Origin of the sequence: Dyella psychrodurans, assembly GCF_003363265.1 — a bacterium.
Taxonomy (GTDB): domain Bacteria; phylum Pseudomonadota; class Gammaproteobacteria; order Xanthomonadales; family Rhodanobacteraceae; genus Dyella_B; species Dyella_B psychrodurans.
In genome coordinates this window covers 45,423-58,788 of the sequence record NZ_QRBF01000008.1, presented here as the reverse complement: position 1 = coordinate 58,788, position 13,366 = coordinate 45,423, and the positions used below count along the sequence as shown (strand labels likewise).

Genomic DNA, 13,366 nt, shown 5'->3' with positions numbered 1-13,366 from the left:
CGTGTCGCTCATGCTGCCTGGGCGGTTTCGGAGGGGAGGGCGCGCGGCGCGCAGTCGCGTACCGCTTCGGCGATGGCCTTGATATGCGCCGGCGTGGTGCCGCAGCAGCCGCCGACCATGTTCAACAGCCCGTCGCGGGCAAAGCCGCCGACGACGGCAGCCATCTGCGCCGGTGTTTCGTCGTATTCGCCGAAGGCATTGGGCAAGCCCGCGTTCGGATGCGTGCTGACGAAGCATTCGGCAATGTTGGACAGCGTTTGCACGTGCGGACGCAGGTCCGCCGCGCCGAGCGCGCAATTCAATCCGACCGACAGCGGGCGGATGTGTTTGATCGAATAGTAGAACGCCTCGGCGGTCTGGCCAGACAGGGTACGGCCGGAGCGGTCGGTAATGGTGCCGGAGATCATCACCGGCAGACGCGCGCCGCGGGTGCGGAACAATTCGCTCAGTGCGAACAGCGCGGCCTTGGCGTTGAGCGTATCGAAGATGGTTTCCACCATGATCATATCCGCACCGCCATCGATCAGGCCGCCGGCTGATTCGCTGTAGTTGTCGCAAAGTTCCTGGAAGGTGACGTTGCGGAAACCGGGGTCGTTGACGTCCGGCGACAGCGACGCGGTGCGGCTGGTCGGACCGAGTACGCCGATGACGAAACGTGGCTTGGCCGGATTCTTGGCGGTGTATGTATCGCATGCCGCGCGGGCCAGCCTGGCACCTTCGCGGTTCAGTTCATAGGCGAGGTGGTCGAGGTGATAGTCGGCCTGGCTGATGCGCGTGGAGTTGAACGTGTTGGTTTCGACCAGGTCGGCGCCGGCCTCCAGATACGCTTCGTGCACACCGCGGATGATGTCGGGCTTGGTCAGCGTAAGCAGGTCGTTGTTGCCTTTGAGATCGCAACTGCCCGGATGATCGTGCGTATGGGTGTGGTTGCCGTCGTGTCCGTCGACGAAACGCTCGCCGCGAAAAGCGGCTTCGTCCAGGCTATGTCCTTGCAGCATGGTGCCCATGCCGCCGTCGAGAATCAAAATACGTTCGTGCAATGCTTTTTCCAGCAATGCGACACGATCGGGATGCAACCAGGGCAGGGCGCTCATGACGATCTCCTTACGGCTTGCGCGCGAGTACGTTGATGACTTCGAAATGCGGCGCCTTGCGCTCGCGGCTGAGGCGGTTGCAGCTGATGACATCCAGGCCCGCCTGCCGGGCCAGGTCGCTGAGCTCTTGCTGTGTGAAACCGAGATTGCGGTGATCGAAGGGTTCGACGACGGCACGGTGATCGTGCCTGTCGAGCGTCACGGCCAGCAGGCGTCCGCCCTTGCGAAGCACGCGTGCCGCTTCGGCAACCGCCTTGGAGGGATGTTCGGAGTAGGTAAGCGCATGCAGCATCAACACCAGATCGAACCGATTGGCATCGAGCGTCAGCGCGTGCATGTCGCCGTGGAGCACTTTGACATTGTCGAAGCTGGCGAGGCGCTTGGCGGCAGCTTCGACAACGCGCTCGCCGGCATCCACGCAGACGATGGAGCGCGCATGCGGCGCCAGCAATTCGGCGGTGACGCCATCGCCGGAGGCGATATCCAGCACGTCGCCGGTTTCGAGCAACTGCAGCAGCGAACGGCTGAGCGTTTCCCAGGTGCGGCCGGGCGAGTAGTGGCGTTCCATGTCGCCGGCCACGGTGTCGGCCCAGCCTTCTTCGCGCGCACGCTCGGCCAGGACGGCTGGCAGGCGCGCGGCGTCTTCGCGCAGCAGGGCATCGTCGATGCTTTCGCGCAAGGAGCGGATCAGCGCGTGTTGATGCTCGTCGCCCTCGCTGTTGGCGCGGTAATACGCGGAAACGCCAGCGCGGCGGTCGCGGACGAGCTCGGCTTCCTTGAGCTTGGCCAGATGGGTGGAAACACGCGGTTGCGCCAGGTGAAGCACCGAGGCCAGCTCGGCCACGGTCAGCTCCTCGCGTTCGAGCAGGGCCAGCAGGCGGACGCGTGTAGGGTCTGCCAGCAGGCGCAACACGCTGGAGGCTGTCGCCAGATCCATCGTGCATCCTTATATCGCGATAGAGAGATGTCAAGGGTAGGAGGGGTTGGGCAAGGCGTCAAGTAGCGGAACTGTCATTGACCGGCTTCGCCGTTGTAACGCGCCGTGCTGCATCCGCACAAAGCCTCGGTGCCACCCCGGCTAAAATGGGCGGCTTCCCCGTTTCCATTTGCTCGGAGTCCCCCATGGATTTCAGTTTTACCGAAGACCAGCTGTCCCTTCAGGCCATTGCCCGCGACTTTGCGCAGAAGCGCATCGTGCCGGTGGCGGCGGAACTCGATGCCAAGGGTGAGTTTCCGCTGGACAACATCCGCGAGATGGGCCAGTTGGGTCTCATGGGCATTGAAGTGCCGCATGAATACGGCGGCGCAGGCATGGACCCCATCGGCTATGTGCTGGCGATGATCGAGATCGCTGCGGCGGATGCGGCTACCTCGACCATCATGTCGGTGAACAATTCGCTGTTCTGCAACGGCATCCTCAAGCACGGTACCGAGGCGCAGAAACAGAAGTACGTGCGCGCCATCGCGCAGGGCGACGCCATCGGCGCCTACGCGCTGACCGAGCCGCAGTCCGGCTCCGATGCATCGGCCATGCACACGCGTGCTTCCAGGAACGACGACGGCGATTGGGTGATCAACGGCAAGAAGAGCTGGATCACCTCCGGCCCGGTGGCGCGTTACATCGTGCTGTTCGCCATCACCACGCCGGGTATCGGCGCGAAGGGCGTCTCCGCTTTCATCATCGATACGCAGAAGCCCGGGTTCCACGCGGGCAAGACCGAACCCAAGCTCGGTATCCGCGCATCGGCCACCTGCGAGATCGAATTCAACGAATACGTGTGCTCGAAGGACGATCTGCTGGGCGAGGAAGGCAAGGGCTTTTCCATTGCGATGGGCGTGCTCGATGCCGGTCGTATCGGTATTGCGTCGCAGGCGGTGGGTATCGCCCGCGCGGCGTATGAGGCGACGCTGCAGTGGTCGCGCGACCGCAAGGCTTTCGGTCAGCCGATCGGCACGTTCCAGATGACGCAGGCCAAAATCGCCGACATGAAGTGCAAGCTCGACGCGGCGACGCTGCTGACGCTGCGCGCGGCCTGGACGAAAGGCCAGGCCGAGAAGAACGGCGGCCGTTTCGGTACCGAGGCGTCGGTGGCCAAGCTGGTGGCTTCCGAAGCGGCGATGTGGATCGCGCATCAGGCCGTGCAGATTCACGGCGGCATGGGTTACTCGAAGGAAATGCCGCTGGAACGTTACTTCCGCGATGCGAAGATCACCGAGATCTACGAAGGCACCAGCGAAATTCAGCGCATGGTGATTGCACGCGCGGAAACCGGGTTGCGTTGATCGTCTGCGTTCCCACGTAGTTCGGCAGATCCATAAAAAAGCCCCGGTGAATCACCGGGGCTTTTTCGTTGCATGCACCACAACCTGTCAGTGGTGATGTTCGTGACGCGCCAGCTTGTGCGTCGTCTCGTCCATCTTGTCGCCGAGCAGGCGACGTACGCTCACGTAGAAGATCGGAATCATCAGCAGGCCCAGGAAGGTGGCGAACAACATGCCGCCGATCACGCCGGTGCCGATCTCGTGACGCGAGTTGGCGCCGGCGCCGGTGGAGGTAACCAGCGGCAGCACGCCGAGGATGAACGCCATCGACGTCATCAGGATCGGGCGCAGTCGCAGGCGAGCCGCGGTGACGACCGCCTCGAACAGCGTCTTGCCGTCGGCCTGCTGCTCCACGGCGAACTCCACGATCAGAATGGCGTTTTTCGCCGCCAGGCCGATCACCGTCACCATGCCGATCTTGAAGTACATGTCGTTGGGGAAGCCGCGCAACATGCAGAGCACCGTCATGCCGAGCAGGCCCAGTGGTACCACCAGCAGTACGGCCACCGGAATCGACCAGCTTTCGTACAGCGCCGACAAGCACAGGAACACGATGACGATGGACAGAAGCATCAGCAGCGTGGCCGAGTTGCCCGCCAGCACTTCCTGATACGACTGACCGGTCCAGTCCGCACCGAAGCCCTTGGGCAGGTCGTTGTTGACGATGTCCTGTAGCGTTCCCATCGCCTGGCCGGTGGAGTAACCCTTGTTGGCGTCGCCCACGATTTCGATGGCGGGATAGCCGTTGTAGCGCGTGAGCGACGGCGCGGCCATGCTCCAGGTGGTATGCACCACGCTGGACAGCGGAATCATGTCGAACGGACCGTACGGCGAGTTGGTGCTGTTCGACGACGTGGATGTCGTGGTCAGCGAACTCGGCGTGTAGATGTGGCTCAGCGAATCCGTGTCCATGCGATAGGGTGCATCGGCCTGCACCATCACGCGCTTCACGCGGTCCTCGTAGATGAAGTTGTTGATGTATACCGGTGCCAGCATGAGCTGGATGGCGGTGTACACGTCGCTCACCGAAAGGCCCAGTGCCGACGCCTGCACGCGATCGACGTTGAGGTTGTATTGCGGCGCATCCGGCAGCAGGTTCGGGCGGGTGCCGAACAGCGTGGGGCTTTGCTGGGCCTTGCCCAGCAACATGCCCATCGCCTGCGCAAGCTCGCTGCGCGGCTGGCCGCTACGCGCCTGCAGGTACATATCCAGGCCGCCGAACTGGCTGAGGCCGCGGATGGTCGGCAGGTTCACCACGAAGATCTGCGCATCGCGAATGCTATGCAACACGCCGTTGGCCTGACGGATGAAATCGTCGGCCGTGATCGAACGCTCGCTCCAGTCCTTGAGCTTGATGAAGACCATGCCGGCGTTTTCGCTGCGGCCGACGAAGCTGAAGCCGCTGATCTGATACATGCCCACGTAGTCGTCTTTCAGCGGACTCTTGGCCAGCGTCTGGCGGACTTCCTCCATCACTCCCTGGGAACGCTGCATGGTTGCGCCAGGCGGCAAGCTGACGATCGCCAGTGCGAAGCCCTGGTCTTCATTGGGCACGAAACTGGTGGGCAGCTTGGTGTAGAGAAAGCCTGCCAGCATGGCGACCAGCGCGAATACAAACATCCAGCGCGGTGCATGGCGGATCGCGCCGCGAATGTGGCCTTGATACGTGTGCGTGACCCAGTCGAAGGTGTTGTTGAACCAACGGTAGAAAAAGTTCTTCTTTTCCTCATGCATGGGCTTGAGGATGGTGGCGCACAACGCCGGCGTGAACGACAACGCGAGGAACGCCGAGAAGCCCATCGACACGGCGATGGTGAGCGCGAACTGCTTGTAGATCACGCCCGTGGCGCCCGGCTGCAGCGCAGACGGCACGAACACCGCCGCCAACACCACGGTGATGGCTACGATCGCGCCGGTGATCTGGCTCATCGCTTTGCGCGTGGCTTCCTTCGGCGGCAGGTTTTCCTCCGTCATGATGCGTTCGACGTTTTCGATCACCACGATCGCGTCGTCCACCACGATACCGATCGCCAGCACCATGCCGAACAGAGTCAGCTGGTTGATGGTGAAGCCCATCGGCGCCAGGCCGATGAACGTGCCGAGCAGGGCGACCGGAATCACCAGGGTGGGAATGATCGTGGCGCGGAAGTTCTGCAGGAAGATCAGCATCACCACGAACACGAGGGCGATGGCCTCAATCAGCGTGTGCACCACTTCCTGGATCGACACGCGCACGAAGGGCGTGCTGTCGTACGGTGCGAACCAGGTGACGCCCTGCGGGAAATCCTTCTGCAGTTCGTCCATCTTGGCGCGCACGGACTCGGCCACGTTCAGCGCATTCGCACCCGGCAGCAGCTGGACGCCGAAGCCGCCGACCGGCTGGCCGGTCCAGGTGGAGGTGAAGCCATACGTTTGCGGGCCGAATTCGATGCGTGCGATGTCTTTCAACCGCACCACGGTGCCGTTGGCGTTGGCACGCAGGATGATGTTGCCGAACTGCTCGGGCGAGGAGAACAGACCTTCAGCCGACACGGTGGCCGTGAAGCTCTGGCCGTTGCTGGCAGGATCGGAACCCAGCGAACCGGCCGCGAACTGCACGTTCTGGGCGGAGATCGCATTCTCCACCTGAGTGGCGGAAAGGCCGTAACCCTGCATCTTGTCGGGGTTCAGCCAGACGCGCATGGCGTATTCGGAGCCCACCTGGAAGGTGCTGCCCACGCCGGGAATGCGGCCGATCTGGTTGATCACCTGCGAACCGACAATGTCGCTGAGGCGGTTGGAATCGATCTCCGGATTCTTGGAGATCAGGCCCACGAACATCAGGAAGTCCGGGTTGGCCTTGGCCACCACCACGCCCTGCAGGTTCACTTCGGACGGCAGTTGCGGCTCTGCCAGCGAAACCTTGTTCTGGACCTGCACCTGCGCGATGTCGGGATCGGTGCCGGTCGCAAAGCTCAGGGTGATCGTGGACGTGCCGTTCGAGTTCGACGCCGAGCTGAAGTACAGCAGGTTGTCGACGCCCGTGAGCTGCTGTTCGATCACCTTGGTGACGGTGTCTTCCATGGTCTGGGCGCTGGCGCCCGGGAAGGTGGCCGTTACCGTGACCTGCGGCGGTGCGATGTTGGGATACGATTCCACACCCATGCCGAGCACCGAGATGGTGCCGACAAGGGTGATGAGGATGGCGACCACCCAAGCAAAAATGGGACGGTCGATAAAGAAACTCGGCATCAGTGTTCTCCTTACTGATGACCAGCGGCAGGGGCAGCGCCCTGGCCGGGGCCGGCCGGCGCCTGGTCGGGCTTCCATGGGGTCGCCTTGGCGGGCGCCCCCGGCTTGACGACCTGGACGCCGGACACGATCACCTGGTCCCCTGCGTCGAGACCGCTGGTGACGATCCAGTCGTTGCCGCGCATGTTGTCGGCCATCACGCGCTTCTGGGCGACGTTCCCGTCCTTGCCGACGACCAATGCGTAGGCACCGACGGGATCGCGCTGAATCCCGGTCTGCGGGACCAGGAACACCTTGTTGAGGTCGCCCATGTTGACGGTGAGGGTGACGTACAGGCCCGGCAGCAGGCGGCGCTCGGCATTGGGCACCACCGCACGCAGGTTGATCGCGCCGGTGTTCGGGTCGACCGTGGTGTCGGAGAAGTCCAGCGTGCCCGTGTGGTCGTACTTGGCGCCGCTGGGCAGCGTGATCTGCACGGTGGTGTTGTTCTGTTCCGCCAGCTGCACGTTGCCGGTGGCCTGCGCGTGGCGCAGCCTGTCCAGATCCGCCGCGCTGAGGGTGAAGTTCACATACAGCGGGTCGAGCTGGTCCACCGTGGTCAGCAAGGTGGCGCTGGCGCCTGTATCGGCGGTGCTGTTGCCGACGACCGCGCCCTCGGTCACCTGCTGCTCGCCGGCACGGCCGTCGATGGGCGAGGTCACATTGGTATAGCCCAGGTTGACGCGCGCGGTCTGCACGTTCGCTTCGGCCTGCTTCACCGCCGCCAGCGAAGAGCGCTCGTTGGCCTCGTCGGTATCCAGCTGCTGGCGCGAGATATAGCCCTGCGGCACCAGCTGGCGATCGCGGTTGGCGATCACGTGGGCATTGGTGTAGTTGGCCTGGGATGCAGCCAGCGCCGCCTCGGCGTTGGCGAGGGCGGCCTTATAGGGGGCCGGATCGATCTGGAACAGCGACTGCCCCTGTTTCACGTCCGTACCTTCGGTATAGACGCGCTTGAGTACCACACCCGACACGCGGGCGCGCACGTCGGCGCTGCGGTAGGCCGACAGTCGGCCCACCAGGTCCTTGGTCAGCGGTACCTTTTGCGGCTGCACCTCCACGACCCCCACCGTCGGCGGTGGCATCTGGGGCGGGCCTTGCTCCTTGCCGCTGCAGGCGGCGAGCACCAGCAGGCTCAGGCACAACACCGGTGTGCGCATTGACGTCGACTTCATGAGAACTCCATGACTTGCGTGAACGGGGGTAGGGGAGAGCCACGGCATGTCTCCTGCCGGCTGCAACGTGGCGGAAAATCTTACGTTTATCGGATTGCGGGCATTTTGTCCTGTGTCGTTTGTCCCCAAACGACATAGCGCAGGCAAGACTATACCGATCAGTTTACAATTTATTTCGGGACGGAATCCAGCCCCCGGCCGTTGTGACTGGCGGCACGGGCGAGGCTGATCGGCATGGATGCAAGCGAGCAGTGGCCCGTCCGTGTGGGGCATAAAACCGGGGTCACAAACGAAGTCCATGCTGTGCACATGTCGTATACGCCCACGTATCGCATCCAGTGCATGCAACACGCTGCATGACTACGCGCTGATCGCAGTGTGTGCAAGATGCGCTTGTTGTTGCGGTGCCGATGGATTCGGTCAATGTCGAAGCGTATGCTTTTAAGGCTTTCCGCTCCATTCCCACCCGTCTCCACTTCTCAAGTTGAAGCTATGAATGCGATCCGTGCGGCCAACGACATCTCTCTCGTATCTGTCGTGCTCGAAGAGTTGAAAAAAAGCGGTTTCCCGACCAAGCGCCTTGATGAGGCGCAATTTTTTATCAGCGCCTTTTTCTCGCGCATAGCCAGCAGCGACGTAGAGCTGCACACGCCGGCCGAATGGGCGACGGTGATCGCCGGATTGATCGATTTCATGCAGCAGCGCCAGCCGGGACGCGCCTCGGTGCGCGTCACGGGTGCCGGCCATGCAGCGCGCAGCGCGGTGGAAATCGTCACCGATGACATGCCGTTCCTGGTCGATACCGTCAGCATCGTGCTTTCGTCGTATTCGCCGATTCACGCCGTGATCCATCCGGTGGTGAAAGTCAGTCGCGACGCGAACGGCCAATTGCAGCGCATCGGCGACGACCATGGCCTGTCCGAGTCGGTGATGCACTTCGAGTTGGACAACTCGCAGGACGATGCGATCAAGACCAAGCTCGTATCGCAGATCGAAGCGGCCTTGGAAGATGTCCGGGCTTCGGTGCGCGACTGGGCCGCGATGCGCGACAAGGCCCTCGCCGTTGCGCAGGACCTGCCGAATCGCAAGATGCCGATCGACGCGGCCTCGATCCAGGAAGCCTGCGAGTTCATGCACTGGCTGGCAGGCGACAATTTCACCTTCCTCGGCTATCGCGAATACGAAGTGGCGCAGGCCGATGGCGATGAAGTGCTGCGCTCGCTCGAAGGTTCGGGCCTGGGCATCCTGCACAAGAGCGAACGCTCGGTGGCGCCGCGCTCGCTGCGCTCGCTGGCCGCCAGTGAGTTGCCGCAGTCGGGCTCGACCGACGCGATCATTCTCACCAAGACCAACGCCCGTTCGCACGTACATCGCGCGGGCAACATGGACTACGTCGGCGTGTTGAAGTTCGATGCGAACGGCAAGCCGGTTTCCGAACAGCGCTTCCTCGGCCTGTTCACCTCCAACGCGTACATGACGCGCCCGCAGGACGTGCCGCTGGTTCGCCAGCGCGTCGAGGCCGTGCTGGCTCGCTCGGGTCTCAAGCGCGACTCGTATTCAGGCAAATCGCTGCGTCACATCCTCGAGACGCTGCCGCAGGAAGAGCTGTTCCAGAGCACCGAAGACGAACTGTTCAACACGGCCACCGGCATCCTCGAACTGCAGCAACGCGCCCACGCGCGCATGTTCGTGCGCCGCGACCGTTACGGCCGCTTCTTCACCTGTCTGGTCTTCGTGCCGAGGGACCGTTTCAATACCACGGTGCGCGAGCGCATCGAAAACATGCTGCGCGAGGTCTTCCATGGCGAGAGCCTGGATTCCAACGTGCTGATGGGCGAATCGGCCCTGGCACGCTTGCATGTGACGGTACGTCCGCATCCGGGCGACCATCCGAAGTTCGATCCGCAGGAACTGGAAACGCGCCTGGCGCACATCGTGCGCAACTGGCACGACGGATTGCGTGACAGCCTGGTCGCCCATGTCGGCGAAGCGCAGGGCGTGACGCTGCTCAACCGCTTCGGCAAGGTGCTGCCGGCGGGTTATATCGAAGATGTTGCGCCGGAGGTGGCGGCGCACGACGTCATCGCACTGGCCACGCTCAAGAGCGACGATTCGATTCACCTCAATCTGTACAACGACCCGCGTGACAAGAGCCTGCGTTTCAAGGTGATTCACGTAGGGGCGCCGATCTCGCTTTCCGAAGCCTTGCCGATGCTCGAAAACATGGGTGTACGCATGTTGGCCGAGCACGTCTACACGCTGGAAAGCGACGGACGCATGCTGACCATCCACGACTTCGAGCTGAAGACCAAGCTTCCGCTGGCGTTCGACCTGCCGCACCTGCGCGAACGTTTCGAGCGCAGCTTCGAGGCGCTGTGGCGTGGCGAGGCCGAGAGCGACGGCTTCAACAATCTCGTACTGTCGGCACAGGCCGACTGGCGCCAGGTGGCGGTGCTGCGCGGTTACTGCAAGTACCTGCAGCAGATGGGGATCGCGTTCTCGCAGAGCTACATGGAAGAGACGCTCAATCGCTACCCGGCCATTGCAGGTCTGATGATCGAGTTGTTCAACGCCAAGTTCGATCCGCGCCGCGAGCAGCTTTCCGCTGCAGAGATTGAAAAGGCGCAGAACGATTTGCGTCGCGAGATGCAGGCGCTGATTTCCTCCGAGACGCAGAAGGCGAAGCCCGAGCTGATCGACGGCATCGTCGGCGTGCTGAAGGATTCGCGCGAACAGCAGGTGCGTGTGCTGTGGGAAGCACTTAAATCCCTGCTCGACGACGTCGCCAGCCTCGACGACGAGCGCATCCTGTTGAGCTTCATGAACACCATCAAGGCCACGCTGCGCACCAGCTTCTTCCAGCTGTGGGATGGCAAGCCGCGTCACTACGTCAGCTTCAAGTTCGACTCCAAGCAGGTGCCGGATGCGCCCAAGCCGGTGCCGTATCGCGAAATCTTCGTGTACGCGCCGCGTGTGGAAGGCATCCACCTGCGCTTTGGTCCGGTGGCGCGTGGCGGTCTGCGCTGGTCGGATCGCCGCGAAGACTTCCGCACGGAAGTGCTGGGCCTGGTGAAGGCGCAGATGGTGAAGAACACGGTGATCGTGCCGGTAGGTTCGAAGGGCGGCTTCTTCGTGAAGCATCCGCCGGTGGGTGGCGATCGCGACGCGCAGCTTGCCGAGGGCATTGCGTGCTATCGCCTCTTCATCAACGGCCTGCTCGACATCACCGACAACCTTGTCGAGGGCAAGGTGGTGCCGCCGCACGATGTGGTGCGTCACGACAACGACGATCCCTATCTGGTTGTCGCGGCGGACAAGGGCACGGCAACCTTCTCCGATATCGCCAATGCGATTTCGATTGAGCACGGTTTTTGGCTGGGCGATGCGTTTGCGTCCGGCGGTTCGAACGGTTACGACCACAAGGGCATGGGTATTACCGCCAAGGGTGGGTGGGAGTCGGTGAAGCGTCACTTCCGCGCACTGGGCCGCGATACGCAGACCGAAGATTTCACCTGCGTCGGTATCGGCGACATGTCGGGCGACGTGTTCGGCAACGGCATGCTGCTGTCGCGTCACATTCGCCTGTTTGCCGCGTTCGATCACCGCCACGTGTTCCTCGATCCGAATCCGGATACGGAGCGTTCGTTCATCGAGCGCGAGCGCATGTTCAAGCTTCCCCGTTCGAGCTGGGAGGACTACGACAAGTCGCTGATCTCCGCGGGTGGCGGCGTGTGGCCGCGCAGCGTGAAGTCGATTCCCATCTCTCCGGAAGTGCGCGCGGTGCTGGGCCTGAAGGCCGACGTGCAGCATCTGTCGCCGACGGATCTGCTCAATGCGATTCTCAAAGCGCCGGTGGATCTGCTGTGGAACGGCGGTATCGGTACGTACGTGAAGGCGACCAGCGAGACGCACGCCGATGTCGGCGATCGCGCCAACAACGCACTGCGCCTCAACGGCGCGGAGCTGCGCTGCAAGGTGGTGGGCGAGGGCGGTAACCTCGGCTTTACCCAGAAGGGACGCATCGAAGCCGCGCAGCACGGCGTGCTGCTCAACACCGACTTCATCGACAACTCGGCCGGCGTGGATACGTCGGACCACGAAGTGAACATCAAGATCCTGCTCGACGACGCCGTGCAGCGCAGCGAGATCACGGTCGATGGCCGCAACCAGCAGCTGGCTGCGATGACCGACGAAGTCGGCCAGCTGGTGCTGTGGGACAACTATCGCCAGAACCAGGCCATCACGCTGATGGAACATCAGTCTGCCAAGCGCATCGGTTCGATGGCGCACTTCATCCGCACGCTGGAAGGCGAAGGTTTGCTCGATCGCCAGGTCGAGAATCTGCCGAGCGAGGCCGAACTGACCGAGCGCAAGACGCGCGGCCAGGGGCTGACCCGTCCGGAACTGTCGGTGCTGTTGTCGTACGACAAGATTCGTCTGTACCAGCAACTGCTGGATTCGGACGTGCCGGAAGATCCGCACCTGTCCAAGGAACTGGTGCGTTACTTCCCCGCGCCGCTGCACGACAAGTACGCCGCGCACATGCAGCGCCATCGCCTGAAGCGCGAAATCATCGCCACGGCGGTCACCAACTCCACCATCAACCGCATGGGCGCCACTTTCATGATGCGCATGCAGGAAGACACCGGGCAGGGTCCGGCCGCCATCGCCAAGGCTTATACGGCCGCGCGCGAGATTCTCGGGGCACGCGACCTGTGGGCGCAGATCGAGGCCGAGGACAGCAAGGTTGCCGAGAACACGCAGGTCGACGCGATCATGCAGATCTGGTCGCTGCTGCGGCACATCACGCGCTGGTTGCTCAATCGTCCGGGCGGCACGCTGGAAATCGCGGCGAACGTGGAGCGCTACCAGGCGGCGGTGGCCCAGCTCAGCGCGACCGTGCCGGATGCGCTGACGCCGGCCGGCAAGGCCGACTTCGGTACCAGCCAGGAGAAATGGGAAGGCCTGGGTCTGCCGGCCGATCTCGCGTTCCGTCTGGCCAAGCTCCCCGAGCTGCGCGCCATGCTCGACATGGTCGAGGTGGCGCAGCAGACCGGCGAGCCGATCGCCAAGGTCGCCAACGTATTCTACGAACTGGGCCAGGCATTGGATCTGGAATGGTTGCGTGGCCAGATCGAGGCGCTGCCGGTAGACGGTCACTGGCATGCGCAGGCCCGTGGCTCGCTGCTGGACGAGCTGAACCACCAGCATCGCGCGCTGGCCACACAGGTGCTTGCACTGTCCGGCAGCAGCAAGGAAGTGTCGCCGGTGCAGGCGTGGCTTGATCGTGACGACGCCACGCTCAAGTACACGCGCAGCATGCTGGCGGAGATTCTCACCCAGAACGCGGACTATCCGATCGCATCGGTTGCCGTCCGCCGCCTGGCGCAGCTCGCGCAGGTGCCGGCGACCTGACAGCGTTTTTCCCTCTCCCCTGTGGGGAGAGGGCAGGGTGAGGGGACAATCTCGCGATGGGGTTTCATCAAACCCTGCTTCGAATAACTT

Annotated in this window: 6 protein-coding genes; 2 read left to right on the top strand and 4 right to left on the bottom strand. The window is 63.0% G+C overall.

All coding sequences use genetic code 11. The features are described from left to right. Positions 1–8: 8 nt before the first annotated feature. Together DWU99_RS18010 and DWU99_RS18005 are read right to left on the bottom strand one after the other, a co-directional pair. The gene (locus tag DWU99_RS18010; protein ID WP_115479477.1) at positions 9–1,094 is read right to left on the bottom strand and encodes a homocysteine S-methyltransferase family protein; all 1,086 of its coding nucleotides are present in this window, start codon (positions 1,092–1,094) and stop codon (positions 9–11) included. Positions 1,095–1,104: 10 nt separating this feature from the next. After that, positions 1,105–2,031: an ArsR/SmtB family transcription factor gene (locus DWU99_RS18005; protein WP_115479476.1), complete on the bottom strand. Its 927-nt coding sequence runs from the start codon at positions 2,029–2,031 to the stop codon at positions 1,105–1,107. 185 nt (positions 2,032–2,216) lie between these two features. On the opposite strand from DWU99_RS18005, the gene DWU99_RS18000 reads away from it, so the two are divergent. After that, positions 2,217–3,377, top strand: a complete 1,161-nt coding sequence (locus DWU99_RS18000; protein WP_115479475.1) for an acyl-CoA dehydrogenase family protein — start codon at positions 2,217–2,219, stop codon at positions 3,375–3,377. Between the two features lie 87 nt (positions 3,378–3,464). On the opposite strand, the gene DWU99_RS17995 is transcribed toward DWU99_RS18000, so the two are convergent. Then, entirely contained in the window at positions 3,465–6,647 is a 3,183-nt protein-coding gene (locus DWU99_RS17995) for a multidrug efflux RND transporter permease subunit (protein WP_115479474.1), read from the bottom strand. A gap of 11 nt (positions 6,648–6,658) precedes the next feature. Continuing rightward, entirely contained in the window at positions 6,659–7,861 is a 1,203-nt protein-coding gene (locus tag DWU99_RS17990) for an efflux RND transporter periplasmic adaptor subunit (protein ID WP_115479473.1), read from the bottom strand. Positions 7,862–8,353: 492 nt separating this feature from the next. Here DWU99_RS17990 and DWU99_RS17985 point away from each other — a divergent pair, with 492 nt between their 5' ends. Then, positions 8,354–13,276, top strand: a complete 4,923-nt coding sequence (locus DWU99_RS17985) for an NAD-glutamate dehydrogenase (protein ID WP_115479472.1) — start codon at positions 8,354–8,356, stop codon at positions 13,274–13,276. Positions 13,277–13,366: the final 90 nt, after the last annotated feature.